Here is a 25,863-nt window from a genome sequence, read left to right on the forward strand (position 1 = left end):
CCGGACATGAGTAAACGTTATGAGAATGTGAAGTCGGTCATCCGGGCTCGTATCCGGTCGGGCGAATATGCGCCCGGATCGAGGATTCCGACGAGCAACCGCCTGATCAGCGAATTCAAGGTGAGCAGCATTACCGTCCGGCGCGCGCTGCGAGATCTTGAAATAGAGGGGCTGTTGAGCGGCCAGCAGGGGGTCGGCGTATTCGTCTCGAACCGGGCGAGAATCAATCGTCCAATGAATCCTCCGTTCATCAAGTCGCTTGGCGACCACATGTTGCTTGCCGGCGTCGAGCCCGGGCTTCGCGAACTCTCGTTTACCTTGCTGGTTCCGGATGCCGAGGTGCTCGAGGTGCTCAAGCTCCCACGCGAGAGCGTGGTTTACCGGCATGAAAAGGTCGTTCTGGCGGACAATCGGCCGATCGGTCTCGATGTGACGTTTCTACCCCGCGCCGTTGGCGAAGTGCTCCGGCAGGACCTGGGTAGCGACTTCGTGATGCCGAGCCTTGAAAGGAATCGGATCGCATACAGCACCATCTGGTACCGGCTCGAGGCCTGCTCGCTCACGGAGCAGCAAGAGGCGACTCTGGAGTCGCCAATTGGGACGCCGATGCTGTCCATCAAATATGCGCCGATCGACGTCGACGGGCAGCCGGTTCTGCTTGGTCACATGGTTACGCGCGCCGAGTGGTTTTCGTTCGATTTTTGCGTCGACCACCCGGGAGGGCAATCTGCAGACACGGTTGGGCAGTCCATTTTCGAAAATTAGCTTTGATCATTTCTCGGGAGGAAATCTTGATCATATCTCGTCGGCACGTCATCCAATCCATCGGTGCTATCGGCATAGCATCCTCCATCCCGATCAGGGCTTCGGCGGCCGATCCAATCCGGATAGGTGCGCTGAATCCCGTCACCGGTGCCGGTAGCCCGTACGGATCCAGCATGCAGAAGGCGATCCTGTTTTCCGCACAGGACGTGAACGCCGCTGGCGGCGCGGCTGGACGCATGTTCGAGGTCATTTCAGAAGACTCGGAAACCTCGCCTGCGGCCGGCTTTCTCGCTGCCAAAAAGCTCGTTGAAATCAACGAAGTTCGGGCCGTGCTCGGAACCTGGTCCTCGGCGGTAACGCTGGCGGTTGCGCCGATGCTGGATTCCGCGGGCATCATTCACATGACGAATGCCGGAACGAGCGCTTTGGCTCAGGCAAACAAGGCGGGGCTGATCTTTCGGTTTTCGGCGCCGAGCGAGCGCACCGGCGTGAGCCTGGCTCAAGGCGCTATCGCGCAGGGCTTCAAGCGCATCGCGATCATGGGAATCAACAATGCTTCGGGCCGCGAGGTGGCTGAGGGCGCTCGGAAAGCGCTTGAGGCTGCCGGGGTAGAGGTGGTGTCCGAGGTCATCTACCAGCCGGACCAGCCGAGCTATCGATCTGAAATTCAACAGGCGGTTGTCGGAAAGCCGGAAGTTCTGATCCTCGGCAGCTTCTTGCCGGACATGACGATCATCGTGCGCGAAGCCATCCAGTCAGGCGCAAACGTCAAGTTCATGGCGCCTGCCTGGGCGGTGACGCCGAAGCTTATCGAGGCCATCGGTCCGGGGTCGGAAGGCATCATGTCCGCAGACTACGTGTCGGCACACGGCACGCCAGCCTACTCAGCTTTCGCAAAACGGTTCGAGGATGCCGTCGGCTCCGATCCGAGTGGCAATTACTACGCGTCCTGCGCCTACGACATGGTCCAAAGCCTGGCGCTGGCCTTCGAGGCTGCTGGGGGTTCCGACGACAATACCGTTATCGCCAATGCTCTCCGGGAGGTGAGCAGCCCGCCCGGTCAGACCGTGTCGTCTTTCGCCGAGGGTAAAAGGCTCCTGAAGGAGGGCGAGAAGATCAACTACGAGGGTGCGTCCGGCCCGCTTGACTTCGATGACAAGGGCGACGTGGAGGCCTTGTTCAAATTGTCTGTCGTCAGCAATGGCGAAGTCCAGCAAGTGCGTGTTCTGAAGTAGCGCTAGGGCGCCCCGTTCGAGAGTGTTCCTGCGATGCTAACCATGTATTTCAATCTTGTTGTCAACGGTATCGTGCTGGGGCTCGTGATCGGCCTCGCTGCGCTGGCCTTGACTTTGGTCTACGCCGTCGCCCGGTTTCCCAACGCGGCAACCGGGGACATGATCACGGTTGGCGCCTACGCCGGAATCGGCGTCCAAGTGCTAGGCAGCCGAAATACCTTGTTGCAAGGCTCGGCTGCCATTGCGGCCTGCACGATATTGTCTATGGCCTATTACTGGTTCGTCTTCCGCTACCTGCGGGGCCGCGGGATGGTGGCGCTTCTGCTGACCTCGATCGGACTGGCGCTGTTCACCCGCGGTATATTGTCGTTTTTCGCGGGCCATGAGCAGTTCGTCTTTCAGATCCCGCTGGTCGAACCTTACGTCATCTACGGAGTCATCATACAGGCGAGCGACCTCTGGCTTGCGGTGGTGGCGCTTCTCAGCGTAGTCGCAACATTTGCCATCCTGTTCCTGACGCCCATCGGTCGCCGCATGCGGGCCGTCGCCGACAATCGCGATCTGGCGCGCGCAAGCGGTATCCGAGCCGAAAGCGTGATGATCCCGTTGTGGGGGATTGTTGGCGCCGTCTCCGCGATTGCTGGAATCATTCTCGGCATCAAGACCGTGGTCATGCCGGAGACTGGTTGGCTTCTGCTGTTGCCGAGCTTTACCGCCATGATCCTGGGAGGCCTCGGCAGCCCGATTGGCGCGGTGCTGGCAGGGATTGCGCTGGGCGTAGCACAGGAGGTTGCCTCGCCATTCGTGGGCTTCACGTACAAGATCGCCGTGTCGTTCCTAGTCCTGCTGGTATTGTTGATCGTGCGTCCGCAAGGCCTGTTCGGGTCGCTGGAAGAGGTGCGTTGACGTCGTGCTCAGCTATCTCCTCGCCATTCTCATCATTGTCGGCGTTTACACGCTGCTGACGCAGTGCCTGAACCTGCATTACGGTTTCATGGGGCTGATCAACTTCGGTGTAGTCGGGTTTTTCGCGATTGGCGCTTATACATCCGCCCTCATCGCGATTGCCGGCTATCCGATCCTGCTCGGCGTCCTGGGCGCCATCGTGCTGGCGTCTCTTTCAGCATGGCCGCTCGGCGTGCTCGCAACTCGGTTGCGCGAAGACTATCTGGCAATCGTTACTCTCGGTTTCGCCGAGGTCGTGCGTATAGTCGTGACCAGCGAAAGCTGGCTGACGAACGGTGTGCAGGGACTTCCTGGCATTCCGCAACCGTTTTCATCGCTCGGTCCGAACGCACAAGGATTGGCCTTTCTCGGTATCGTTCTGGCCTGCAATCTTGCCGTCCTGGCTTTGATCATGAGGCTCGCCCACGGTCCCTTCGGCCGTCTGGTCGAAGCGATCCGGGACGATGAAGTTGCCGCGTCCGCGCTCGGCAAGTATCCCACCGGGCCTCGGATCCAGATATTCATGATTGGCGCCGGGATTGCTGGCTTGGCCGGGGCGCTTTACGGCCACTACATCTCCTACATAGTCCCCGATCAGTTTGTTCCCATTGTCACATTCTATGTCTGGATGGCGATGATCATGGGCGGCGTCGGCAGTTTGCCGGGCTCTTTCATCGGCGCTGCGATCCTGATCGGCTTGTTTGAGGGAACGCGCTTCATCGATGACGCTTTCCCGGGCTCCATAGGAGTGGAGATGGCCAGCCTGCGCCTCGTGTTCATTGGGCTGGCGCTGGTTCTCTTCATGCGGTTTCGCCCGCAAGGGATCATGGGCACGAGGATGCAGTCGTGACCCTTACGGTTAGTTCCATCAACAAGTCGTACGGCAAGCTGGAAATCCTGAAAGATGTCTCGCTGTCCGTTCCGGCAGGCGCACGCGTTGGCATCATCGGACCTAACGGCGCCGGCAAGAGTACATTGTTTGCGGTGATCGGCGGATCGGTTCAGCCTGACAGCGGCTCGATCGTGCTCGAGGACAAGACGTTGACCGATATGCGGCCGCAGGCGCGGGCAGAGCTTGGGCTGGTGCGAACCTTCCAGGTGGCGCGCCCGTTCCAGCATCTGACAGTCCGCGACAACCTAATAGTCGCGGCAGCCAACCAGTACGGCCAGACGCTTATCGGGACTCTTGTCGGGGGCGCACGGGTCCGGCGCGAGCAGGATGCGATCCGGGAGCGCGTCGAAGAACTTCTGAAGTTTCTCAAGCTCGACAAGGTTGCCGACAACCTGGCGGGCCGCTTGTCAGGTGGCCAGCGGAAGCTGCTCGAACTCGGCCGCGCCCTGATGGTCAAGCCAAGCCTCATCCTCCTCGACGAGCCATTTGCCGGGGTCAATCCGGTTCTGTTTGGCGAGATCAGCGAGCGTATCGTTGAGCTAAACCAGAAGGGGATCGGCTTCTTGGTCATCGAGCACAACATTCAGGCGCTGTCTCGGATCGTCTCGGAAATGTATGTTCTGGTTCAAGGGTCCGTTCTCGCGCACGGTGCTCCCGACGAGGTTCTGGCCATTCAGGAGGTGCAGCACGCTTATATGGGAGGTGCGCTATGACGTACCTCGAGCTTCGTGGCGTGAGCGCTGCCTACCAGGACGTCAATATCGTCTCGAATATCGACATCGACGTCGACGAGCGCGAAATCGTCGCGGTTGCCGGTACGAATGGTGCGGGAAAGTCGACGATCATCAAGACAATCATGGGCTTGATGCCGCGCTGTCGCGGCACGATGACGTTTCTAGGCCACAACCTGTTCGACTATGCGGCGGAAGACCGAGTGCGGCTTGGGATCAGCTATGTGCCGCAAGTCGCCAACGTGTTTTCGTCGCTGACGGTGCTGGAGAACCTCAAGGTCGTCGAAGGCGTTCGGGACTTTCCCGGGAGATCGACTGAGATCTTTGATCTGTTCCCGGTTCTCGCCCAGCGCCGCCGTGCCCGGGCGTCGTCTCTTTCGGGCGGCGAGCGACAGCAACTCGCGCTGGCGCGCGCGCTTATGTCGAAGCCGAGTCTGATCGTCATGGACGAACCAACCGCGGCGCTGTCGCCTGCGCTGGCCACTCAGGTTTTCACCATGGTGCGTCAGTTGCCGGACATCGGCGTGGCGGTCCTGATCGTCGAACAGCGCGCACGCCAGGCCCTTGCCGTCAGCACGCGCGGCTACATCCTCGACAGCGGCAATATCGTGATGGCCGGGCCAGCTGCCGATCTGCTTGCGGACACCCGGATGGCCGATCTTTATTTGGGGCGGGAGTGACCGGCGAGCTATGACGATCAATGCCAGAACCACGCTGACTTCATTTGTGGTCAACGGGGATCCGCAAGAGGTTTCCGTGACCGGCGCGCAAACGCTGCTCAATGTGTTGCGCGAGGACCTGCATCTGACCGGCACGAAATGTGGCTGTAATCAGGGTATTTGCGGCGCATGCACGGTTCTTTGCGATGGCATGCCCATTCGGGCCTGTCTGGCTTTGGCCATGGTCGTAGACGGTCGCGACATCCTCACGGTCGAGGGTGGGAAAACCGACCCTGTGCTGTCCGTCGTCCAGCAGGCTTTTGTGGAGACTGGCGCGGTGCAATGCGGCTTCTGTACGTCTGGCATGATCATGTCGGCGACAGCGCTTCTGATGCGGAAGCCATCGCCTGACCGGCAGGAGATTCGCGAAGAGCTGTCCGGCAATTTGTGCCGCTGCACCGGCTACGCCAAGATCTTGGATGCAGTTGCGCTCGCTGCATCCCGCCTGCCGATCCAGGAGAGTGCGACGTGAGCCAGGTATCCGAACTAGGCGCATCCATGCCGCGGCTCGAGGCCTCTGCGAAGGCGACTGGCGTCGCACGCTATACGGCAGACCTGGCGTTCCCAAACATGTTGCATGGCGCAGTGTTGATGAGCACCAGCGCGCATGCACGCATCAAGTCGTACGACGTCAGTGCTGCGCGGGCTTTGCCCGGTGTCCGGGCGGTCATGACCGGAGCCGATATCCCTCGCAAGCGCTTCGGCCTGATGATAGCCGACGAGACGGCGCTGGCGATCGACAAGGTGCGCTACATCGGTGAGCCAGTTGCCGCCGTGGCTGCCATCGACCGCGAGACGGCTCTGGCGGCTGCTGAGTTGATCCAAGTAGAATACGAGGATCTCCCCGGTGTTTTTACCCCGGACGAGGCCATGATGCCGGATGCCGCCATAGTCCACGAGACATTCGCGGCATATCCAAAGAACTTCGACTGCATTGCCGACGGCAACGCCATATCGATTGCGCAGGTTCTGTCCGGCGACCCCGATGAAGCCTGGGCTGAGGCGGACGTGGTCGTCGAGGGGGTTTATGAAACTCAGGCGCAGTACCACGCCTATATGGAGCCGGTGGCCGCAGTCGCCGATGTCGACGGCCTCGGTCGTGTCACCGTGTGGTCGTCGACCCAGAGCGTGTTTCGCACCCAGATATGCATCGCAGAGGCGCTCGACCTGCCGCGGGCCAAGGTGCGCTCCATCAGCCCGTACGTCGGCGGCGGCTTCGGCGGAAAATCCGAGCCGGGTGTTCAGATCATCGCCGCACTTCTTGCCAGAGAGACCGGCCGTGCGGTGAAGGTCGTGCTGTCGCGCCAGGAAGACATGATGATGATGCGCTCGCGTCATCCTGCGCGGATCCATCTCAAGACCGGCGCGCGGCGTGATGGCACTATCTTGGTTCGGACAGGCAGCGTCGTGATGGATGGCGGCGCCTATGCCGACGACAGTCCGGCCGCCATGCACATGGTCCTGCACTTTCTGCGCGGGCCGTACCGTGTTCCGCATCTGAGATTCGACGGCCGGGTCCTGTACACAAACAAGCTGCGGGCTGCGGCCTTCCGCGGAGTTGGCAACGCGCAGGCGACATTCGCCTGCGAATCTCAAATCGACGAGCTGGCCAGGAAACTCTCGCTCGATCCGATCGACTTGCGGTTGAGGAATGTGCTGCAACAGGGCGACAGCTGGCTTGGCAAACATCCGATAGGTTCGGCATCGATCGGCGAATGTCTGCAGCGTGTGCGCTCCGAATCCAATTGGGATGCTCGCCGCGCTGCGTTGGCCGAGGCCCCGACATCCAAGAGCGGCAAACGCCGCGGTCTCGGGGTCAGCAGCGTCGTCTATACCTGCGCCTATCTCTCGACCAGCGCCATCGTCCGACTACTCGATGATGGAACGGTGACGATCGCCACCGGCGCGGTCGATATCGGCCAGGGCTCAGATACCGCGATCGCGCAGATGTGCGCCGCCGCGCTGAGGCTTCCGGTCGACTCCGTCAATATCGTGCAGGCGGACACTGACGCCACGCCATTCAACTCCGGCACCAATGCCAGCCGTATTACCTACATGCTCGGACAGGTGATCGCGCAAGCAACGGACGACATCGTCAGCCAGCTTTTCCCGCATGCCGCGGAGCTTTTGGAATGCTCGGTCGAGGACGTTGAGCTGGTTCCTGGCGGGCGCGTCGCGATCAAGGGCGTGAAGGAGCGTTTCGTATCGTTCGCGGACTGCTCTCGCCGTGCTCATTTCAAGGCGGGCGGCCCGATCATCGGCCGCGGTTCCTACGTCTTTCGCGTGGAGGAGCCGGACACCGAGCTCACCATCAACAAAGGCATGATGTCGCTCGCGGCGATCGGCACCTATGTTTTTGGTGCGCAAGTCGTCGAAACGGAAGTGGATGAGGTCACCGGCAAGGTCGAAGTTGTCGAGGCCTGGTCGGCGCACGATGTCGGCCGCGCCGTCAATCGTCAGGCGGTGGAAGGGCAGATCGAGGGTGGCCTGGTCCAGGGCATCGGCTTCGCGCTCATGGAAGAGTTGGTGTGGAGTGACGGCCAGCTCACCAATCCGAGCTTCATGGACTACAAAATTCCCTGCTCGCTGGATGCGCCCGAGAATATCCACGCGATTGTTATCGAAAATCCGGAACCGACACATCCGTTTGGAGTGAAGGGGATCGGGGAGCCGCCTGTCATCGGTATCGCCCCCGCAGTTGGGAACGCAGTCGAGCACGCCGTGAACGTCCGTGTGCGTCAGCTTCCAATCACAAGCGAACGCGTTCTGCGCTGCTTGCTCGATCGCGGGTCCTAAGCTCGTTCGCGTCTTTTTGTTTATCAATACCAGGAGGTTAGTATGGCTTATGCACTCGGTGAACTGAAGCTGTTGGCTCCCGTTCCGCATCCGACGACAAATTTCGCCCCTATCTGGCTGGCGAAAGCGCTTGGCTATTCAGATGACGAAGGGCTGGATTTGCGCATCGAGTGCGTCGGGTCACCGAAGAATGCAGTCGAAGGTGTTATTGCGGGGCGCGGTGACACGACGTTTGTGAACGTTGTTTTCACCTTGCTCGCTCGCGAACGCGGAATCGGACTCCGTCCTTATTATGCCTTTGTGCGAACGCAGAACCGCGCCTTCTCGGTAGCGCGTGACAGCGCGACCAAGTCGCTGAGCGACCTGCGAGGCAAGACGATCGGGCTCCACTACGACGACCCGGAACTGCGCCAGTTTGCGAGCGCCGCGTTGATCGGAGCATCGGTAGATCCAGACAAAGACGTTTCCTTCGTTCCCCTGCCCGGATCGCAGCTCGATGCGCCGCGGATGGCGAAGGCCATTCGTGACGGCGAGGTGGACGCGGTTTGGCAGCTTGACGTCCTAGCAGGCCTGATGGAGGCGGAGGGCGTTCCGCTGCGACTTTTGCCGTCTTCGGTTATCGATCCCCTTACCCCTTCCTCATGCTTCAACGCACGGGATGAAAACCTGGAGGCACGGCCGGATGCGTTCGGTGCGCTGGGGCGTGCCATGGCCAAGTCGACGCTGTTTGCGCTGACCAACCCAGAAGAAGCCATCAAGCTGCTTTGGAAGCGTTATCCGGAATCCGGCCCAGCCGCAGGCGAGGACCCGGCTCGGGTTTTCAAGCGTGAACTGGCCGCGCTTCGGATCCGTCTTGCCGGACATCGCGTCGACGCAATGCCGGACCCGCGTTGGGGTGCTATTTCCGTCGATGAAATGACGAAGTGGCAGGACTTCCTGCTCCAGACGAAGTCGATCGGAACCAAGCGTGACCCATCGATTTATTTCTCGGACGCCCTGGTATCGCGATTCAACGACTTCGATGCCGAAGCCGTTCGCGCTCAGGCCACGACCTTCTCGCTTGAAGAGGAAGAGGCCTAGTCTCATGATCGTTTATCCGTTTGAGGCTGGCGGTATCACAACCAGGGTACTCACTGCTGGCGACACTGGCCCGGCGGTGCTCCTGCTGCACGGATTTACCTCGCGTGCGGACCGGTGGCAAAACACGGTCACCAGCATGGCGGCTCAAGGTTATCGGGTGTTCGCACCCGATCTGCCTGGGCACGGGTTCGCCGAGAAAAGGCTGGCATCCAACCACTCGGTCTCCGGCTATCGGGATTTCGTAATCGACCTCATGAACCGGCTCGGCATAGAGCGCGCATCATTGGTCGGAACCTCGCTCGGCGGTCATGTCCTGGCAGCGGTCGCGAAAGAGGAGCCGGATCGCGTGGAGAATCTGGTGATGGTCTGCAGCATGGGGCTCGAAGCTCTGCCTGCCGAGAAAGTTGCGGCGATCCGTGCCGGCCTCACCGATATGAGCGTCAATGCCATACGCCAACGCCTCCTGTCCGTGTTCACCGATCCTCGTTTCGTGACCGATGAACTGGTGCGGGAAGACATGCTGATCAATACGTCGCCCGGCGCGGGGGCTAGCCTCGGCAAGTTCGGGGATTATCTCTCGTCCGGCTTCAACGATGACCTGGTCCTGGACGATCTCGTGAGTTTGGACAGCAGGTTTCCGTTGCTGATGATCTGGGGCGAGAACGACAAAATCGCACCGCCACGGATCGCCTACAATGCTCACGAACGGTTGCCGCATTCGCGCGTTGCGATGATGCGGCAGGTTGCTCACACGCCGTACATCGAGAACCCCCCCTTGTTCGAATCGATTCTCCTGAAGTTCATCCAGGGGAAGGGCGATGTAAGTTCCTCTGACGTTGAATATCGGGGATGACGGATGGCAGAGCCTGTGGAGTTCTATGAACCGCGCACGATTGCCGAAGCGGTTGCAGTTCTAGCGTCGGTCCCGGATGCTTGCTGCCTCGCCGGCGGGCAGACGCTGGTCGCCGGCATGAATATGGGGCCGTTGTTCAGACCTCCCGCGTTGGTCAGCCTTCAGCGAATTGACGAGTTGAAAGGGATCACGCAGCGGCCCGACGGAACCGTCGTCGTCGGGGCCATGGTCACTCACCGAACCGTGGCACAGTCCGAACTGTTTGGCGGTGGACTGGAAGTCGTGCGTGAGGCAGCAGGGTGCATCGCGCATCCAGCGATCCGGACAATGGGCACTATCGGAGGATCGATCTGCCATGCCGATCCTGCAGCCGATTATCCCGCCGTTCTCATCGCGACGGACGCCACAGTCGTGGTTACCGGGCCATCGGGGATTCGCGAGATCCCAGCGGCGGAGTTCTTCGTCGACTTCATGACAACGTCAATTGAGCCGGACGAATTGGTGACTGCCATAACGTTTCCGCCTGCGCCGGCAGACGCCGTCAGCGTGTACGAGAAGTTCACACGTGCCAGTGGCGATTTCGCAACGGTATCCGTCGCCCTGGCGCTGAGCCTGCGTCATGGCCGCTGTGAGAGCGTGCGTATCGCGCTTGGGTCATGCGGTCCGACGCCGGTACGCGCGGCAGCGGCAGAGCAGCGATTGGTGCAAACGTCCCTTGATGAATCCGATGTCCAGGACGCAGGCAGGATTCTGTGTGACGCAGCAGCGCCAATGGACGATGTGCGAGGCACTGCGGATTACAAACTGATGCTGATACCGCGGCTGCTGGGCCGAACTATTCAGCGTGCCCAAGAGCGAGCTGTAGCCTGGCGGGTCGAATGAGTTAGAGCGTTACAGGGCGCCCTGGGGAAAAATCCTCGTCCCACCCGGCGGTGAGGAACCACATGCGCTTTCGTCAAGGACAAACGGCGCATCGTCTCGCGCGGTCGCCTTAGTGAATATTCCTCGGGCAGCCAAACCAAAAACGTCAATCGAAAGGTCATGAGATGGAGCTCAAGGACTCGGTGAGAATACCGAAGGACCGCGAGACAGTCTGGCGGGCTCTGAATGACGCCAATGTCTTGCGTGAAGTCATTCCCGGCTGTCAGGAATTGGTGCAGGATTCGGCGGACAGTATGACCGGACAAATCGTCCTCAAGGTGGGACCCATCAAAGCCAAGTTCAGCGGCCGCGTGACATTCAGCGATGTAGTCGCACCCGAGGGCTACACTATCACGGGCGAGGGAAAGGGGGGTATCGCCGGCTTCGCTAAGGGTACCGCGCTGGTCAGGCTGGATGCGGACGGTCCGGACGCAACGGTCCTCCGCTACGACGTCAACACCGAGGTAGGCGGCAAGATTGCCCAGCTTGGCGCGCGTCTGCTCGATTCCACAGCCAAGAAGCTCGCCAAGCAGTTTTTCGATGACTTCAACAATCTCGTGAGCGACGGAGCGGCTTCTGGCTTAGCCTAGATGGTCGAAGAGGGTGAGGGTCGGCACTCGTAGACGCCCGCTTGCTCTTCCGCAGGTCCATTTGGCGCGCTACAGCGAGAGGTCGAAAAGAACTTTGACGGAGCTTGCACCCGACTTGACCATGGAGATGCCCGCCTGGAAATCCTCGAGCGGGATCCTGTGGGTGATGATGTCGTCCATCGGCAGCAGCTTCTCTTCCAGCATCCGGATCGCGATCGGATAGCAATGCGGGCTCAGATGCGAGCCGCGAATGGTCAGTTCCTTGCGATCGCCGATGATGGTCCAGTCCACGGTCGCCGGCTGGGTGAACAAGCTGAACTCCACGAAAGTGCCGAGCTTGCGGATCATCTCGAGCCCCTGTCCGACGCCGGCCGGATTGCCCGTCGCCTCGATATAGACGTCGCAGCCATAGCCTTCGGTCATCTCCTTGACGGCCTTGACCACATCTTCGGCGCGCGGGTTCAGGCCGACATCCGCGCCGACCTGGCGCGCGGCGGCGAGGCGGTCGTCATGCAGGTCGATCGCGACGATGCGTGCCGCGCCCTTTAGTTTCGTCGCGGCCACCATGCCGAGGCCAAGGGGACCGCAGCCCGCGATGACCACCGTGTCCTGCAACTGGATGTTGCCTTGCTGGACCGCGTGGATCGCGCAGGCGAGGGGCTCGATGAAGGCGGCGTGATCCGGCGGAATCGTATTGGGCACCTTGTAGTTTATGGCGTTGGCCGGAAACAGCATGTAGTCGGCCCAGGCGCCCGGCGTGTTCTGGCGGAAGCCGTAGACGTCGTTGATGTCGCACATCCAGTGCTGGCCGTTGCGGCAGAAGCGGCATTGGCGGCATGGGACGATCTGCTCGGAAATGACCCGATCGCCGATCTCCAGCCCGTATTTCGGCCCGGCTCCTTCGCCCAGTCCCACGACCTCGGCGATGAACTCATGACCGGCGGTGATCGGCGGCTGGCAGTAACCGCCGGGGGCGTCGGGCGTACCCCAGAACATGGGCGCGCCGAGATAGCATTTCAGGTCGCTGGCGCAGATGCCGGCATAGTGTATGCGGGCCAGCACCTCTCCCGGCCCGGCAGCCGGTACCGGCAGTTCCTCGAGCCGGTAGTCTTCGGGGCCGTGGCAGACCACGGCCCGCATCGTCCTCGGCAGGGCGCGATGCTCTGTTGTCACTTCTCCCATATCTTCCTCCGCTGAAGCTTCACGCTAGGCTGAACAATCGTCGACGTCGCCAGAAAGGCCTGCGTCTCACCAGCAGGTGTAACCGCCGTCGGCGGCGACGATCGATCCGGTCAGCAGGCTGGACGCATCCGAGGCCAGAAAAAGGACGACGGAGGCGATCTCGTCCACCCGACCGACGCGGTGCATCGGCGTCTGGTCAAGCCATTCGTTGAACAGGGCCGTGTCCTGGCGGGCGAATTCGAGCAGCGGCGTGTCGATGTAGGTCGGCGCCACGGCATTGACGCGCACGCTGCGCGTCGCCCATTCGGCGGCCATCGAGCGGGTCAGGTGATGAACGCCGGCCTTGGCGGTGTTGTAATGGCTCTGCGCCTGCGGCCGGTTCACGATGGTGCCGGACATCGAACCGACATTGACGATAGTCCCGCTGCCTTTTTCCAGCATCAGCCGCCCGAACGATCGGCAGCAGCGGAAGACACCTGTCAGGTTGATGTCGATCATGCGCAGCCAATCGGCATCGCTCATCAATTCGACCGGGAGACCTGCCTGCGCGATGCCGGCGTTGCAGACAAGGATGTCGGCGCTGCGGCCCGAGGCGGCCAACGCTTCCGCTACATGGTCTACGGACGCGCTGTCGGTCACGTCGAGCACGCGGGTCTCCACGCGATGGCCGCGCGCCTCCAGTGCAAGCCGGCCGTTTTCGCAGCGCTCCTCGCTGATGTCAGTCAGCACGACCGCGGCGCCCGCCTCGCTCAATGCCTCTGCGCAGGCAAGGCCTATGCCTTGGCCCGCCCCCGTCACCACGGCGGTTCGTCCGTCCAGTGCGAATTTCTTCAGATACATGACTCCTCCTTTGCGTGACGCACCGCGTCCCGCCCAGCCGACTGACTGTCCTTGATGATTTCTAGTCTTCCGAGGGAATTCCGATGCGCCCCGCCGCGTTCGTCAGATGAGTGCTCATGGCCTGCCCGGCAGCCACCGGATCCCGGTTGCGGATCGCATTCAGGATGTCGAGATGCTCCTGGATGGTTACGGCGTTGACCTCGTTGATGTCGCTGAAGGTGCGCGTAAGCTCGATGCTCTCCCTGAGATGTTCGGCGATGAAGGCGATCGTCTCCAGCATGAAAGGATTGTCGGTGGCTCCCGCGATGGCCCTGTGGAAGGCGATGTCGAATTCGACGCCGTCCTTGCCCCAGCTCATCGTGCGTTCCATCTCGGTGTAGGCCCGCTCTATCTCGCGCATGTCTTCCGGCGTGCAGCGGACGGCGGCCAGTTGCGCGGCGCGGACCTCGAGCGTCGTGCGCAGTTCGAACAGGCTCTGATGGCGCGCGAGCGACGTCAGGCTGTTGCTGTGGTCGAGGCGGAGCACCGGCCTGGGCTTCAGAGCGACGAAGGCGCCTATCCCCTGCCGGGATTCCACGATCCCCTCATTGCGCAGCCTGGCGATCGCCTCGCGCACCACGTTGCGGCTGACGCCGTAGGTTTCGGCGAGCGATTGTTCGGTCGGCAGCCGATCTCCCGGCTCCAGATGACCTTCGGTGATCTCTTGCTTGACCTGTTCCGCGATCCGGTCGGGAAGGTAGGGCGTGCGGCTTATCTGGGCTGCCTTGAACGACATGCTGCTATCTCTCGCAGAGTATCCGGCCGGGATTCATGATGTTGTCGGGGTCGAAGACCTTCTTCAGCTTGAGCATCAGATCACGCGGAACATCGCCGACGCGTCGCTGGAACGCGGCCCGCTTGGCGACGCCGATCCCGTGCTCCGCGCTGATGCTGCCGCCGAGGTCGTCGACCAGTTCAAAGAGCGCTTCCTCGATGCGCTTGATCTGCGGCTTGAAGGACTCGGGAGTCATGGCTTCCGGCCGTATCACGTTGAAGTGGAGGTTACCGTCGCCGACATGGCCATAGGGGTGGACCTGAGCGGCGGGAACCAGCGCTTCGACCAGATCCGTGCCACGCGCGATGAACTCGGCCACGGCCGATATCGGGGTGGACACGTCGGTCCTCAGATACGCGCCAAGCCTCGCCTGGCTTTCCACAATGCCTTCACGCAGCCGCCAGATGTTGGCAGCCTGCGCGCTGCTTTGCGCGATCACCCCGTCGAGCAGCAGACCCTCCTCCATCAACCCCGCGAGATAGGTCTCCAGCCAAGCCCTGAGCGGCGGCCCGCCACAACTCGACATCTCTACGATCGCGTAGGCCGGATACGCCGTCGAGAAGGGATCATATACTCCTTCTTCCGTTGCGCAAACGCGCCGTACCGACGTGGACAGCATCAGCTCGAAGGCGGTGATGAGATCGCCGGCGTCCTGGCGCATGCGGTGAAAGAGCGCGATGGTCTCGGGCACGGAGGCCGTAGCCACGAACATGGTTTCAACGCGGCTGAGGCTGGGCTGTATCTTGAGGGCCGCGGCGGTGATGATCCCGAGCGTGCCTTCCGCGCCGATGAAGAGCTGCTTGAGATCGTAGCCGGTGTTGTTCTTGTGCAGGCCCCGCAGGTCACGCAGGATCTGCCCGTCCGGAAGGACTACTTCCAGCCCCATGACGAAAGAGCGCGCCATACCGTAGCGGACGACATTTATGCCGCCGGCATTGGTCGAGATGGCGCCGCCAATCTGGCAGGTGCCCTGCGAACCGATCGACAGCGGGAAGAAGGCGCCGACCTTGCTGACGGCGGCCTTGAAGTCGTCCAGTACGCAGCCGGCTTCGACGATCGCCACGCCGTTGAGCGCGTCTATCTGCCTGATCGCCTTCATCAGTTCGAGGCTGACCACGACCTCACCGCCGTCCTCCGAGGGCGTCGCCCCCGCCACCAGCCCGGTGTTGCCGCCCTGCGGCACCAGAGGCACCCGATGCTCCCGACACCAGCGGACGACGGCCGCGACCTGATCGACATCGCGCGGCCGCACGACGGCGAGCGCCCGTCCCGAATGATCGCCCGTCCAGTCGACATCATATTTCGCAGTAGCCTCCGGAGCCACCATCTGCTCTGCCCCGACAGCCGTCGAAAGCGAGGCTAGCAGGGCAGCCCGGCCGCGGTCCGCAGCGACTGAAAAGTTGGGCATCGTTCCTCCGGTTCGCGGTTGACACGCTCGACGCGTTCCGCATATGTAGGGTTGTCCAACAATAGAATGACCCAACAACTCTGGCAAGCCAGAAAGTCGGATCAAGGCGGGACAAACGTCGTTCGTCAGGGAGGAGCAGCGCATGTACGTCACGGAGAATGGCGAGAAGATTTTCGTCATCGACTCGCATGTTCACGTCTGGGACGCGCGCCCGCAGAACCGGCGTAATCACTATGGCCAGACGTTCATCGACACCTTCTACGGTGCGCATGTCGCGCTGACGCCTGCAAACCAGCGATGGGACGCCGACCGGTTCAACTATTACGGCGCCGCCGGAGCCGCGAAGGATCTGTTCGAAGACGGCTATTGCGACATGGCCGTCATGCTGCCGGTCTACCTGCGCGATTTCTATATCAACGGCTTCAATACGACCGAGCTCTGCGCGACGCTCAAGGACCTGCACCCGGAGAAGGTCGTGCTCAACGGCCGCTGCGATCCGCGCGAAGGGCAGATGGGGCTCGACAAGCTCGAGGAGGATTTCGAGACCTACAAGTTCCAGGGCGTGAAGCTCTACACGGCCGAGTGGAACGGGGTCTCACGCGGTTACTCCATGAAGGACGATTTCGTCGCGCCATACATGGAGAAGTGCCGTTCGCTCGGCATCAAGAACGTCCACATCCACAAGGGTCCGACGACGCACCCGCTGGACTACGATGCCTTCGACGTTCGCGATGTCTGCGTGGTGGCGACGAATTTCCCCGACCTGAACTTCGTCATCGACCATTGCGGCATGCCGCGCATCGACGACTTCTGCTTCGTGGCCGGTCAGGAGCCGAACGTGTATGGCGGCCTCGCGCTGATCCCGTCCTATCTGCACGCCCGCCCGAAGTTCTTCGCTCGCATGCTGAGCGACCTGCTGTTCTGGGTCGGGCCCGACCGTCTGCTGTTCGGCTCGGACTATGCGATCACCAGCCCGAAATGGATCGTCGAGAAGTTCATGGAGTTCGAGTTCGACGACGAGACCGCGCACGAGGCCGGCACGCAACTGACGCTCGACGTGAAGCGCAAGATCATGGGGCTGAATGCCGCCAAGCTTTACGGCATCGAAGTTCCCGACGAGTTCCAGCTTTCGAAGGCGTAAGCCATGGCGTCTACTGTTGCCCAACCGGTTGCAGGCGGTCCGGCGATGCCGGTCTCGCCGCGCCAGCAGGAGGTGCTGGCGGCCATCTCCGCTGTCCGCGATCCGGAAATCGACGAGACGGTGGCGGCGCTCGACTTCATCATGGCTGTCGATGTCGAGGACGACGCCGTGACGGTAACGGTGCGGCTGCCCACCTTCTGGTGTCCGGCGAACTTCGTCTTCCTGATGGCGCAGGACATGCGCGCCGCCGTGATGGCGCTGGGCTGGCCAGCGTCCTTCAGGATGCAGCTCGTCGAGCATTTTGCCGCCGACGAGATCAACCGTGGCGTCAATGGCGGACTGCCCTTCGAGGAGGTGTTCCCGCAGGCCCGCTCCGGGCTCGATGAACTGCGTCGCAGCTTCGACGAAAAGGCCTTTCTCATGCGGCAGGGCACGCTCGTCAGGTTGCTGCGCCGCGCGGGCCTGGAGGACGCCTATCTGCTGGGCGTCGGCATCGCCGAGGTTGGTGGCCTGTGCCGCCAGACCGGCGGCGAACTCGCCGAAGCCTGGCAGGCCTATCTCGCAAAACGCCAGAAGATCGGCCTGGGAGATGGTGAGTCAGACCTCGTCGTGTCCGACATTCGCGGTCGCCCCGTCGACGATCTGCCGGCGCACCTGCGGGAAATCCGCGGCGTCAGCACGAATGCGCACGCCAACGGGGAGATGTGCCGGATGCTCGTCGCCGCGCGGCGCGAGGGTGGCGGCTGCAGTTTGGTTCAATCCGGGCGCCAAGCGCCCTGACCGGAAGGAGACAATAGGATGGACGGATCGAAATTCCAGCTCATGCACACGATGCTGCGCGTGAAGGATCTCGACAAATCGATCGATTTCTACACGCGGCTTCTGGGGATGAAGCTGTTGCGCCGCAACGAATTCCCGGAGGGCAAGTTCACGCTCGCCTTCGTCGGCTACGGGCCGGAGAAGGACAATGCGGTGATCGAACTCACCTACAACTGGGACAAGCCCGAGGGCTACGAACTCGGCACCGCCTACGGGCACATCGCGCTGGGCGTGCACGACATCTACGGCATCTGCGAGCAGCTCGAGGCCGAGGGCGCGAAGATCCCGCGCAAGCCGGGACCGATGATGCACGGCACCACGCACATCGCCTTCATCGAGGATCCGGACGGATACAAGGTCGAGCTGATCGACCTCGGCACCATGACCTTTGAGTGAACTAGGCTGAACCACCTAACTGGGAGGAAGTAATGAATCGTGACGCGAAAGACATGATGAACGCCTTTGGCAAGTCGCTTGCCAACAGGCTCGGCTTTGTGGAGGAGGTGTCCACGAGCCGCCGCGAGTTCCTGAGGAATTCGACGCTGCTTGCGGCCGGCTTTGCCGCGGCCGGCGTGGGCGGCGGACTGGTACGCCCGCGCATCGCCCATGCGGAAGGCTGGAGCCTCGCCGAGGCTGCCAAGCCTTATGCCGGCGCGACCGTGCGCGTCTCCAACCTTGCCGGTTATCCGCACAACGACTTCATGCGTGACCTGATTCCGGACTTCGAGAAGGAAACCGGCATCAAGGTCCATCTCGACACGGTCCAGTACGGCGAAGCCGTAGGCAAGCATATGCAGCTCCTGGCGACCGGCTCGGACGAATACGATCTCTACAACATCGATTCGATCTGGTTCCCGGGCTACGCCCCCTACATGGAGCCGCTGACGGAGTTCATGGCGAACGCCGAGCTCATGGATCCCACCTTCAACTACAACGATCTTTCGCCCGAGTGCCAGAAGACGAACAGCTACCTCGACCAAGTGTACATGTTCTCCAACATGAACACCTTCCCCATCCTGGCTTATCGCAAGGACTGGTACGAGGAGGCCGGCTTCAAGGCTCCCGCCACCTGGAAGGAACTCTACGACCAGGCCGCGCACTTCTCCAAGGATGACCGCTACGGCTACGTCATCCACGGCCAGCGCACGGCCATGATGGAGATGGTGACCATACCCTTCCTGTCGATGGGCGGCACCGTGTTCGACGACTACCTGCATCCGACCTTCTCGCAGCCTGCGGAGAATTTCGAGGCCGCCAAGAAAGCGATGCAGCTCATCCGCGACATCTACCAGAACAAGCTCACGCCTCCCGGCTCGCTCGACTTCGAGCTGGGCGAGGCTTCGGCGGCCTACTCGCAGGGCAACATCGCCATGAACCTCAACTGGGCGATGATCTTCGCGGTCCAGGAAGACCCCAAGCAGTCCAAGGTCGCGGGCAAGAACGCCTATGCCTGGCCGCCGACGGGCTTCGATACTCCGGCGCCGAACGGCGAGGTCACCGGCGGCTACACGCGGCTAGCCTCCTTCGGCCTCGGCATGGCCAAGTCGTCGGCCAACAAGGAAGCAGCCTATCTGTTCTCGCAGTGGCTGTCCTCGCCGGCGATCCAGGAGAAGCTGCTGCAGATGGGCGACGCAGCGCCCTCGCGCATCAGCCTTCTGGAGAAATATCCGGACCGCTACGGGCACTTCCCGATCCTGCTGGAGTCGACCAAGCTCGTCGGCAAGAAGCTGTGGGACGCTCCGAAGATCGCCAACGAGCGCCAGTGGGAAGACACTGTCGCCATCGCCTTCCAGGACTGCATGATCGGCAAGATCGGCGTCGACGAAGCGATCGTGAAGGCGGACAAGGACGTCGCCAAGCTGATGCGCCAGTACGGCTTCTACAAGGGTGACCAGGAGTATCCGAAGTCCGTCACCTCGAACTTCAAGGGCACTCCGAAGGTCGAGCTGCTCTAAGACGCCGCAGCGTCCTCCCTTCGATCCGGCGCGGCGTTCGCGCCGGATCGATCCTCTCCACCGTCGAGTCCTGGATCGTCCGTCCGCGGTCCATCAAACGGAACAGCTCCATGTCTGGTGAACAAGTCTACCGCGCGCCGCTGCACCGCCGATTGAGGCCGCTGTACTTCCTGTCGCCGACGCTGCTCATCCTGCTTTCCGTGACGCTGTTTCCCCTCATCTATTCCCTCTATCTCGCGACCCACACCGTCATCCTGACCAATCCGATGCTGTCCGGCTGGTCGCTGCAGGACAATCTGCGCGAGGTGTTCCTGGAATCGCCCGAGTACTGGGAGTCGTTCGCGACCACGCTCATCCTGGTGGTGACCGTGGTGTCGATCGAATTCGTATTGGGCCTCATGCTGGCCTATTTTTTCTACAACAACTTCACCGGCCGGGATTTCATCTTCCCGTTCTTCCTCATGCCGATGATGCTCACCCCCGTCGTGGTAGGCACGATCTGGCGCTTCCTCTTCAACGGTGAGTTCGGACTGATCGCCGGCCTGCTCAAGGCCATGGGCGTCGTCAACTACTCCATCCTCAACGAGCCCTCGACCGCGTTGGTCGGCATCATCATCGCCGACGTCTGGCAGTGGACGCCGTTCATGCTGTTGCTGATGCTTGCCGGCATGCGGGCGCTGCCCACTTCTCCGTTCGAGGCGGCGCAGGTGGATGGCGCCAGCCGCTTCCAGATCTTCCGCGACATCATGCTGCCCATGATGAAGCCGGTCATCGTGATCGCCGTGCTGATCCGCATGATCGACGCCTTCAACCGGACCTTCGACACGATCTACATCATGACGAACGGCGGCCCCGGACGGGTGACCGAAACGCTCGCCGTGATGGCCTTCCGTTCCTCGTTCGAATACTTCTTCATGCATCAGGGAGCGATCGTGGCGCTCTCCATGCTCGTCATCATCATCATCATGACGAAGGTGCTCGGCCGTTTCATGGCCGGCCCCAGGGAGGATTGACGCGCATGGCCCCGAAAAGCCGCCTCTACTGGATCGTCTGCTACTTCATCCTCGCGCTCTACGGCGTGTTCACGCTGCTGCCGATCGCCTATCTGGTCGTGTCCTCCTTCAAGACGCAGCTGCAGATCTATGCCGGCGTCTCGAGCACCTTCTGGTTCACGCCGACGCTGGAGTCCTACCGCTTCATCTTCGAGACCAAGCCGATCCTGCACATGCTGATGAACACGCTGATCGTGTCGGTCGGCAGCACGGTCTTCTCGCTCGTCTTCGGCACCATCGCGGCCTACGCGCTTGCCCGCTATCGCTTCCGCGGCCGCGACGACCTGGCGTTCTACATCCTGTCGATCCGCATGTTTCCGCCGATCGTCGCGGCCCTGCCGATCTTCATGATCTTCAACAACCTCAACCTGCTCGACAGCAAGATCGGCCTGATCATCGCCTACACCTCGTTCAACCTGCCTTTCGTGGTCTGGATGATGACGGGCTTCATCAAGGCGGTGCCTGTCCAGCTCGAGGAGGCGGCGATGGTCGATGGGCAGTCGCAGCTCGGCGCCATCCGCGACATCCTGCTGCCAGTGTTGCGGCCGAGCATTCTGGCGGTGGCGATCTTCTGCATCATCTTCTCGTGGAACGAGTTCCTGTTCGCACTGATCCTCACCAAGTCGCAGGCTAAGACGCTGCCGGTCGCTATTCCCGAATTCATCACCTGGACGGAAGTCGGCTGGAACTACGTCGCGGCGGCCGGAATGGTCCTGGTCATGCCGGTGCTGATCTTCTCGTTCCTCGCCCAAAGATACATGGTCCGTGGCATGTCCATGGGCGCCATCAAGGACTAGGTTTCATGGCTAGCATCGACATCAGGAATCTCAGGAAGAAGTTTGGCGACCTGGAAGTCATTCCCGGCTTCTCGCTGCATGCCGAGGACCGCGAGTTCATCAGTCTTCTCGGTCCGTCGGGTTGCGGCAAGTCGACCATCCTGCGCATCGTCGCCGGGCTGGAGGAACTCACCAGCGGCGACGTCGTCATCGCCGGACGCAACGTGACGGCCCTGGAGCCAAAGGATCGCGACATCGCGATGGTGTTCCAGAACTACGCTCTCTACCCGCACAAGAGCGTCTTCGAGAACCTCGCCTACGGGCTGCGCATCCGCAAGCGGCCGGAAGACGAGATCCGCAAGCGCGTGACCGAAGTGTCGGAGCTTCTGCAGATCCAGCAGCTGCTGCAGCGCCGTCCGGCGCAACTCTCCGGCGGCCAGCAGCAGCGCGTCGCGATGGGCCGCGCCATCATGCGCGAGCCGGCGGCGTTCCTGTTCGACGAGCCGCTGTCCAACCTCGACGCCAAGCTGCGCAACCACATGCGCGTCGAAATCCGGCAGTTGCAGCAGCGCCTCGGCATCACGACGCTCTACGTCACCCACGACCAGGTCGAGGCGATGACGATGTCCGACCGCATCGTGGTGCTCAATCACGGCATGATCGAGCAGATCGGCAAGCCGCTGGAAATCTACGAAACGCCTGCCAGCATCTTCGTGGCGACCTTCATTGGCTCGCCTGCGATGAACCTGGTTCGCGTCAGGACGGACGGCAATGCGCTCGTTTTCCCGTCGGGCGACCGCCTATCCGTCGAACGGCAGCTGCAGGGCGATGTCGTGCTCGGCATACGCCCCGAACGCATCAAGCTCTCGGCCAGCAAATCGGAGAACAGCCTGCCGTTCGAGATCGTGCTGGTGGAAGAACTGGGCGCCCAGAAGATCATCCACGGCCGTATCGGCGCTACCGAGATGACGGTGGCGTTTCCCGAAGACGTGCCGCTGCCCACAAATGGCGCATCCGTCAGCCTGCCGGGCAACTACCTGCACTTCTTCGACCCCGAGAGCGGCAAGCGATTGGCATGACCGCAGCCTGAGACCAGGCAATGTTGACAGGACGGGTGCGGCAAACGTCGCGCCTGTCGGACAATTGGAAAGAACATCGCTTATGAACAAGATCGATCTCACCGGTCAGACAGCCGTCGTCACCGGCGGCGCGCAGGGTCTCGGCCTCGCCATCGCCAGACGTATCGCCGCATCGGGCGCAAGGGTATGCCTTTGGGACGTCAACGGTAAAGAACTGGCGGCGGCGGCCGCGTCGATTGGGCAGTCGGCGTCAAGCGTCGTGGTCGACATCACGGACGCGGACGCGGTGATCCAGGCTGTCGCCAAGGCCGAGGAAGAGGCCGGGCCGATCTCGATCCTGGTCAACTCCGCAGGCATCGCCGGACCGAACCATACGCTCGACGCCTATCCGCTCGCCGATTGGCGGCGGGTGATCGACATCAATCTGCACGGCACCTTCCACGTAAACCGCGCCGTGGTGCCGGGGATGAAGGCACGCGACTACGGCCGCATCGTCAATATTGCCTCGATCGCCGGCAAGGAGGGTAACCCAAACGCCTCAGCCTATTCGGCCTCGAAGGCCGCGGTGATCGGCCTGACCAAGTCGCTCGGCAAGGAACTGGCAGGCTTCGACATCGCGGTCAACTGCATAACGCCCGCGGCGGCGCGTACGTCGATCTTCGACCAGATGAGCCAGGAGCACATCGACTACATGCTCCAGAAGATTCCACGCGGCCGTTTTCTCGAGGTGGACGAGGCGGCGGGCATGGTGGCCTGGCTGGTCTCGAAGGAAAACTCCTTCACGACCGCCTCCGTCTTCGATCTTTCAGGCGGCAGGGCCACCTACTAACAGTCTGATTTTCAGAGGCGCCGTCTCATTCTCACGAAACGTCGACGTCGATCAGTAGCGAAGCTTAGGATATTGGAGCGAGCCGCGCACGGTGGAGGAGTCCAGGCTCTCTGCCACGATGACATAGTAGTCCCCCCGATTTCGGTGATGATGTCGATCAACAGGTTGAGCGTGGCTGAATAGTCCGGCGCTGCCGGCCTCCGGGCAAGCTAGCCCCGTCGGGCAAGTCGGATTTCGAGCCGGCGGCTGGCGAGCGACAACGGCCAACACAGTGCGAAATAGATCAGCGAGACGATGATGAACACGGTCAGCGGCTGATAGGTGGCGTTGTTGATCAGTTGTCCGGTGCGGGTGAGCTCGGTGAAGCCGATGATCGAGGCGAGGGACGTGTTCTTGATCAACTGCACCAGAAAACCGATGGTCGGCGGGATCGCCAGGCGCAACGCCTGCGGTAGCACGACGAGCAGGTTCGTCTGCCATTGACGGAGCCCCAGCGACCTTGCCGCCTCCGACTGCCCCGCGGGAACGGCCTCTATGCAGCCGCGCCAGATCTCGCCGAGGAACGCGCTGCCGTAGAGCGTCAGACCAACGGCCGCCGCCGTCCAGGCGCTGATCTGCAGGCCGATGATGTTGGCGCCGAAGAAGACGATGAAGAGCTGCATCAGGAGTGGCGTATCCTGGAACAGCTCGATGTATCCGCTCGCCGCGTGACGCAGCGCTTTCATCCGGGAGGTCCGGGCAAGGGCTATCAGCAGCCCCATCACCGATCCACCCGCGAAGGCGATCAGCGAAAGCACGATCGTCCACCGCGCGGCAAGCAGCAGCAGGACGAGATCCCCGGTGGAGAAATCGCGGATCATCTTACGCGGATCCAGCGCGCATAGATCATGTGGAAGGCCGTCCGGAAAACGAGCGACAGGGCGATGTAGATCAGCGTGACGACGAAATAGACTTCGAAGGTACGAAACGTGCGGCTCTGGATGGTGTTGGCGGTGGCAGTCAGTTCCTCGACTGCGATCGCCGAGACGATACTGGTGCCAAGCATCAACAGGATGAACTGACTGGTCAGCGCCGGATAGATCGCGATCAGCGCCTGCTTGAAGATGACCAGCCGGAAGATCAGGAACGGTCGCAACCCAAGCACCTTGGCCGCTTCTATCTGGCCCTTGGAAATGGATTCTATGCCGGCGCGGATAATCTCGGTGCCGTAGGCGCCGACATTGATGGTCATGGCGAGGATGGCGGCGTGATCTGCCTGCAGCCGGATGCCGAGGCTGGGCAGCCCGAGATAGACGACGAACACCTGGACAAGGAAGGGCGTGTTGCGGATGAACTCGACGTAGACCCGTATCGCGGCCTTCAGGGGACGCGGCCCGTAGACCGAGCCGAAGGCGCCGGCCGTGGCGACGATCATCCCGAACACCATCGAGAAAATGGACAGTTTGACGGTCAGGAGCAGCCCATCGACGAGCAACGGCCACTCACGCCAGACCGTGCCAAACTGGAACGTATAATCCAGCACCGGAATGTTCGTCCTAGGAAGCATTATCTTGACTTGTTACCGATAACATGCACAGTCCCAGGGCATTGGCAAGCCCATAGGGAGGAAATCATGAAGTGGCTGGCAGTATTCGTATTGGCATCATTGAGCCTGGTCGGCGCTGCCCAGGCGCAGAGCGTCGACGACATCATCTCGAAGGGCAAGATCGCGATCGCCGTCGATCCGACCAGCGCGCCATTCGGGATCACCGGAACCGATGGCCAGCCCGACGGCTATGACGTAGACGTGGCTCGCCTCGTGGCGAAATACATGGGCGTCGAGCTCGAGCTGGTGCCGGTCACCTCGACCAACCGCATTCCCTATCTGCTTACCAACCGCGTCGACCTGGTGATCTCGCTGTTCTCGATCACGCCGGAGCGCGCGCTGCAGGTGTGGTTCTCCGATCCCTATGCGGGCGTCGGTACGATCATCACTGCACGCAAGGACAAGCAGATCGCTTCCTTCGACGACCTCAAGGGGTTGAAGGTCGGCGTGCCGCGCGGCACCATCCCGGACATACTGCTGACGAAGAAAGAGCTGCCCGACGTGGAGATCATGCGCTTCGACGACGAAGCGACCTCAATCCAGGCTCTCGTCACCGGTCAGGTGGATGCGCTGGGCAGCAGCACGACGGCGCTGATCGTGCTCAACCGCGGCAAGGCGGAGAAGGAGTTCGAGTCCAAGATCACGCTGGTCGAGAACCATTTCGGTATCGGCATGCGGCGCGGCCAGGAAGACCTGCGTCAATGGCTCGACACCTTTGTCTATTCGATCAAGACGAATGGCGAACTCAACGCCATCGCCCAGAAATGGACTGGCGATGACCTGAAGCCTCTGCCCACCTTCTGATCGTATATTCGTCTTCTTTCGGGAAAGCCGCGCCTGTCCGCCTCAGCGGACA

At 61.6% G+C, this 25,863-nt stretch carries 27 protein-coding genes; 21 read left to right on the top strand and 6 right to left on the bottom strand.

Features of this window, described 5'->3' with window-relative positions:
• The first annotated feature begins 6 nt into the window (after positions 1 to 6).
• The 12 genes from D8676_RS27105 (at position 7) to D8676_RS24555 (ending at position 11,527) form a co-directional block, all read left to right on the top strand.
• Positions 7 to 765 carry a GntR family transcriptional regulator gene (locus D8676_RS27105; protein ID WP_183097231.1) on the top strand — a complete coding sequence of 253 codons (759 nt, stop codon included), beginning with the start codon at positions 7 to 9 and terminating at the stop codon, positions 763 to 765.
• Positions 684 to 2,000 carry an ABC transporter substrate-binding protein gene (locus D8676_RS24505; protein ID WP_281034299.1) on the top strand — a complete coding sequence of 439 codons (1,317 nt, stop codon included), beginning with the start codon at positions 684 to 686 and terminating at the stop codon, positions 1,998 to 2,000. The genes D8676_RS27105 and D8676_RS24505 overlap by 82 nt, the downstream gene beginning before the upstream one ends.
• A 42-nt stretch (positions 2,001 to 2,042) precedes the next feature.
• Entirely contained in the window at positions 2,043 to 2,906 is an 864-nt protein-coding gene (locus D8676_RS24510; RefSeq protein ID WP_210210755.1) for a branched-chain amino acid ABC transporter permease, read from the top strand.
• A gap of 4 nt (positions 2,907 to 2,910) precedes the next feature.
• A complete protein-coding gene (locus D8676_RS24515; RefSeq protein ID WP_121583726.1) occupies positions 2,911 to 3,795 on the top strand; it encodes a branched-chain amino acid ABC transporter permease in 885 nt (294 codons plus the stop codon).
• The gene (locus D8676_RS24520; protein WP_121583727.1) at positions 3,792 to 4,550 is read left to right on the top strand and encodes an ABC transporter ATP-binding protein; all 759 of its coding nucleotides are present in this window, start codon (positions 3,792 to 3,794) and stop codon (positions 4,548 to 4,550) included. Before D8676_RS24515 ends, D8676_RS24520 begins: the two co-directional genes overlap by 4 nt.
• Positions 4,547 to 5,248 (top strand): ABC transporter ATP-binding protein, encoded by a 702-nt coding sequence (locus D8676_RS24525; RefSeq protein WP_121583728.1) that lies wholly within the window; start codon positions 4,547 to 4,549, stop codon positions 5,246 to 5,248. Before D8676_RS24520 ends, D8676_RS24525 begins: the two co-directional genes overlap by 4 nt.
• A gap of 10 nt (positions 5,249 to 5,258) precedes the next feature.
• Complete coding sequence (locus tag D8676_RS24530; RefSeq protein WP_121583729.1) at positions 5,259 to 5,759, top strand: (2Fe-2S)-binding protein; 501 nt, start codon at positions 5,259 to 5,261, stop codon at positions 5,757 to 5,759.
• Positions 5,756 to 8,083, top strand: coding sequence for a xanthine dehydrogenase family protein molybdopterin-binding subunit (locus D8676_RS24535; protein WP_210210756.1), 2,328 nt, complete (start codon positions 5,756 to 5,758; stop codon positions 8,081 to 8,083). The genes D8676_RS24530 and D8676_RS24535 overlap by 4 nt, the downstream gene beginning before the upstream one ends.
• 42 nt (positions 8,084 to 8,125) lie before the next feature.
• Complete coding sequence (locus D8676_RS24540) at positions 8,126 to 9,163, top strand: ABC transporter substrate-binding protein (RefSeq protein WP_121583731.1); 1,038 nt, start codon at positions 8,126 to 8,128, stop codon at positions 9,161 to 9,163.
• A gap of 4 nt (positions 9,164 to 9,167) precedes the next feature.
• On the top strand, positions 9,168 to 10,016 hold the full coding sequence (locus D8676_RS24545) for an alpha/beta fold hydrolase (protein WP_183097233.1): 849 nt from the start codon (positions 9,168 to 9,170) through the stop codon (positions 10,014 to 10,016).
• Between the two features lie 3 nt (positions 10,017 to 10,019).
• Positions 10,020 to 10,898 carry a xanthine dehydrogenase family protein subunit M gene (locus D8676_RS24550; protein ID WP_121583733.1) on the top strand — a complete coding sequence of 293 codons (879 nt, stop codon included), beginning with the start codon at positions 10,020 to 10,022 and terminating at the stop codon, positions 10,896 to 10,898.
• A 164-nt stretch (positions 10,899 to 11,062) separates the two neighbouring features.
• Positions 11,063 to 11,527 (top strand): carbon monoxide dehydrogenase subunit G, encoded by a 465-nt coding sequence (locus D8676_RS24555; RefSeq protein WP_121583734.1) that lies wholly within the window; start codon positions 11,063 to 11,065, stop codon positions 11,525 to 11,527.
• A 69-nt stretch (positions 11,528 to 11,596) separates the two neighbouring features.
• On the opposite strand, the gene D8676_RS24560 is transcribed toward D8676_RS24555, so the two are convergent.
• The 4 genes from D8676_RS24560 to D8676_RS27110 all read right to left on the bottom strand — a co-directional run bounded on the left by D8676_RS24560 (position 11,597) and on the right by D8676_RS27110 (position 15,771).
• The gene (locus tag D8676_RS24560; RefSeq protein WP_121583735.1) at positions 11,597 to 12,709 is read right to left on the bottom strand and encodes a zinc-binding dehydrogenase; all 1,113 of its coding nucleotides are present in this window, start codon (positions 12,707 to 12,709) and stop codon (positions 11,597 to 11,599) included.
• A 66-nt stretch (positions 12,710 to 12,775) separates the two neighbouring features.
• A complete protein-coding gene (locus D8676_RS24565; protein WP_121583736.1) occupies positions 12,776 to 13,549 on the bottom strand; it encodes an SDR family oxidoreductase in 774 nt (257 codons plus the stop codon).
• Positions 13,550 to 13,610: 61 nt separating this feature from the next.
• Complete coding sequence (locus tag D8676_RS24570; protein ID WP_121583737.1) at positions 13,611 to 14,324, bottom strand: FadR/GntR family transcriptional regulator; 714 nt, start codon at positions 14,322 to 14,324, stop codon at positions 13,611 to 13,613.
• A 4-nt stretch (positions 14,325 to 14,328) separates the two neighbouring features.
• Positions 14,329 to 15,771, bottom strand: a complete 1,443-nt coding sequence (locus D8676_RS27110) for an FAD-binding oxidoreductase (RefSeq protein ID WP_183097234.1) — start codon at positions 15,769 to 15,771, stop codon at positions 14,329 to 14,331.
• A gap of 142 nt (positions 15,772 to 15,913) precedes the next feature.
• Between D8676_RS27110 and D8676_RS24580 the strand changes: the two genes are divergently transcribed.
• The 8 genes from D8676_RS24580 to D8676_RS24615 all read left to right on the top strand — a co-directional run bounded on the left by D8676_RS24580 (position 15,914) and on the right by D8676_RS24615 (position 23,422).
• The gene (locus tag D8676_RS24580) at positions 15,914 to 16,912 is read left to right on the top strand and encodes an amidohydrolase family protein (RefSeq protein WP_121583738.1); all 999 of its coding nucleotides are present in this window, start codon (positions 15,914 to 15,916) and stop codon (positions 16,910 to 16,912) included.
• 45 nt (positions 16,913 to 16,957) lie between these two features.
• Positions 16,958 to 17,692 (top strand): iron-sulfur cluster assembly protein, encoded by a 735-nt coding sequence (locus D8676_RS24585; protein ID WP_183097235.1) that lies wholly within the window; start codon positions 16,958 to 16,960, stop codon positions 17,690 to 17,692.
• Between the two features lie 18 nt (positions 17,693 to 17,710).
• The gene (gloA, locus tag D8676_RS24590; RefSeq protein WP_121583740.1) at positions 17,711 to 18,127 is read left to right on the top strand and encodes a lactoylglutathione lyase; all 417 of its coding nucleotides are present in this window, start codon (positions 17,711 to 17,713) and stop codon (positions 18,125 to 18,127) included.
• A gap of 32 nt (positions 18,128 to 18,159) precedes the next feature.
• Positions 18,160 to 19,686: an extracellular solute-binding protein gene (locus D8676_RS24595; protein ID WP_121583741.1), complete on the top strand. Its 1,527-nt coding sequence runs from the start codon at positions 18,160 to 18,162 to the stop codon at positions 19,684 to 19,686.
• Positions 19,687 to 19,796: 110 nt separating this feature from the next.
• Positions 19,797 to 20,699, top strand: coding sequence for a sugar ABC transporter permease (locus D8676_RS24600; protein ID WP_121583742.1), 903 nt, complete (start codon positions 19,797 to 19,799; stop codon positions 20,697 to 20,699).
• A gap of 5 nt (positions 20,700 to 20,704) precedes the next feature.
• On the top strand, positions 20,705 to 21,535 hold the full coding sequence (locus D8676_RS24605) for a carbohydrate ABC transporter permease (RefSeq protein ID WP_121583743.1): 831 nt from the start codon (positions 20,705 to 20,707) through the stop codon (positions 21,533 to 21,535).
• Positions 21,536 to 21,540: 5 nt separating this feature from the next.
• Positions 21,541 to 22,593 carry a sn-glycerol-3-phosphate ABC transporter ATP-binding protein UgpC gene (ugpC, locus tag D8676_RS24610; RefSeq protein ID WP_121583744.1) on the top strand — a complete coding sequence of 351 codons (1,053 nt, stop codon included), beginning with the start codon at positions 21,541 to 21,543 and terminating at the stop codon, positions 22,591 to 22,593.
• 82 nt (positions 22,594 to 22,675) lie between these two features.
• Positions 22,676 to 23,422 (top strand): SDR family NAD(P)-dependent oxidoreductase, encoded by a 747-nt coding sequence (locus D8676_RS24615; RefSeq protein WP_121583745.1) that lies wholly within the window; start codon positions 22,676 to 22,678, stop codon positions 23,420 to 23,422.
• A 209-nt stretch (positions 23,423 to 23,631) separates the two neighbouring features.
• Here D8676_RS24615 and D8676_RS24620 read toward each other — a convergent pair whose 3' ends face one another.
• Complete coding sequence (locus D8676_RS24620; RefSeq protein ID WP_121583746.1) at positions 23,632 to 24,282, bottom strand: amino acid ABC transporter permease; 651 nt, start codon at positions 24,280 to 24,282, stop codon at positions 23,632 to 23,634.
• Positions 24,279 to 24,941 carry an amino acid ABC transporter permease gene (locus D8676_RS24625; RefSeq protein ID WP_121583779.1) on the bottom strand — a complete coding sequence of 221 codons (663 nt, stop codon included), beginning with the start codon at positions 24,939 to 24,941 and terminating at the stop codon, positions 24,279 to 24,281. Before D8676_RS24625 ends, D8676_RS24620 begins: the two co-directional genes overlap by 4 nt.
• A 93-nt stretch (positions 24,942 to 25,034) precedes the next feature.
• Here D8676_RS24625 and D8676_RS24630 point away from each other — a divergent pair, with 93 nt between their 5' ends.
• Positions 25,035 to 25,811, top strand: a complete 777-nt coding sequence (locus D8676_RS24630) for a transporter substrate-binding domain-containing protein (RefSeq protein WP_121583747.1) — start codon at positions 25,035 to 25,037, stop codon at positions 25,809 to 25,811.
• The last annotated feature ends 52 nt before the right edge of the window (positions 25,812 to 25,863 follow it).

Source organism: Mesorhizobium sp. YM1C-6-2 (assembly GCF_003666685.1).
GTDB lineage: Bacteria > Pseudomonadota > Alphaproteobacteria > Rhizobiales > Rhizobiaceae > Mesorhizobium_K.

Coding starts and splice junctions, on each gene's coding strand:
- D8676_RS24585 (WP_183097235.1), top strand. CDS start 16,958: ATGCCGGTCTCGCCGCGCCAGCAGGAGGTGCTGGCGGCCATCTCCGCT.
- D8676_RS24605 (WP_121583743.1), top strand. CDS start 20,705: ATGGCCCCGAAAAGCCGCCTCTACTGGATCGTCTGCTACTTCATCCTC.
- D8676_RS24545 (WP_183097233.1), top strand. CDS start 9,168: ATGATCGTTTATCCGTTTGAGGCTGGCGGTATCACAACCAGGGTACTC.
- D8676_RS24560 (WP_121583735.1), bottom strand. CDS start 12,709: ATGGGAGAAGTGACAACAGAGCATCGCGCCCTGCCGAGGACGATGCGG.
- D8676_RS27105 (WP_183097231.1), top strand. CDS start 7: ATGAGTAAACGTTATGAGAATGTGAAGTCGGTCATCCGGGCTCGTATC.
- D8676_RS24540 (WP_121583731.1), top strand. CDS start 8,126: ATGGCTTATGCACTCGGTGAACTGAAGCTGTTGGCTCCCGTTCCGCAT.
- ugpC (WP_121583744.1), top strand. CDS start 21,541: ATGGCTAGCATCGACATCAGGAATCTCAGGAAGAAGTTTGGCGACCTG.
- D8676_RS24510 (WP_210210755.1), top strand. CDS start 2,043: ATGTATTTCAATCTTGTTGTCAACGGTATCGTGCTGGGGCTCGTGATC.
- D8676_RS24525 (WP_121583728.1), top strand. CDS start 4,547: ATGACGTACCTCGAGCTTCGTGGCGTGAGCGCTGCCTACCAGGACGTC.
- D8676_RS24550 (WP_121583733.1), top strand. CDS start 10,020: ATGGCAGAGCCTGTGGAGTTCTATGAACCGCGCACGATTGCCGAAGCG.
- D8676_RS24620 (WP_121583746.1), bottom strand. CDS start 24,282: ATGATCCGCGATTTCTCCACCGGGGATCTCGTCCTGCTGCTGCTTGCC.
- D8676_RS24565 (WP_121583736.1), bottom strand. CDS start 13,549: ATGTATCTGAAGAAATTCGCACTGGACGGACGAACCGCCGTGGTGACG.
- D8676_RS24530 (WP_121583729.1), top strand. CDS start 5,259: ATGACGATCAATGCCAGAACCACGCTGACTTCATTTGTGGTCAACGGG.
- D8676_RS24630 (WP_121583747.1), top strand. CDS start 25,035: ATGAAGTGGCTGGCAGTATTCGTATTGGCATCATTGAGCCTGGTCGGC.
- gloA (WP_121583740.1), top strand. CDS start 17,711: ATGGACGGATCGAAATTCCAGCTCATGCACACGATGCTGCGCGTGAAG.
- D8676_RS24615 (WP_121583745.1), top strand. CDS start 22,676: ATGAACAAGATCGATCTCACCGGTCAGACAGCCGTCGTCACCGGCGGC.
- D8676_RS24580 (WP_121583738.1), top strand. CDS start 15,914: ATGTACGTCACGGAGAATGGCGAGAAGATTTTCGTCATCGACTCGCAT.
- D8676_RS24600 (WP_121583742.1), top strand. CDS start 19,797: ATGTCTGGTGAACAAGTCTACCGCGCGCCGCTGCACCGCCGATTGAGG.
- D8676_RS24555 (WP_121583734.1), top strand. CDS start 11,063: ATGGAGCTCAAGGACTCGGTGAGAATACCGAAGGACCGCGAGACAGTC.
- D8676_RS24595 (WP_121583741.1), top strand. CDS start 18,160: ATGAATCGTGACGCGAAAGACATGATGAACGCCTTTGGCAAGTCGCTT.
- D8676_RS27110 (WP_183097234.1), bottom strand. CDS start 15,771: ATGCCCAACTTTTCAGTCGCTGCGGACCGCGGCCGGGCTGCCCTGCTA.
- D8676_RS24570 (WP_121583737.1), bottom strand. CDS start 14,324: ATGTCGTTCAAGGCAGCCCAGATAAGCCGCACGCCCTACCTTCCCGAC.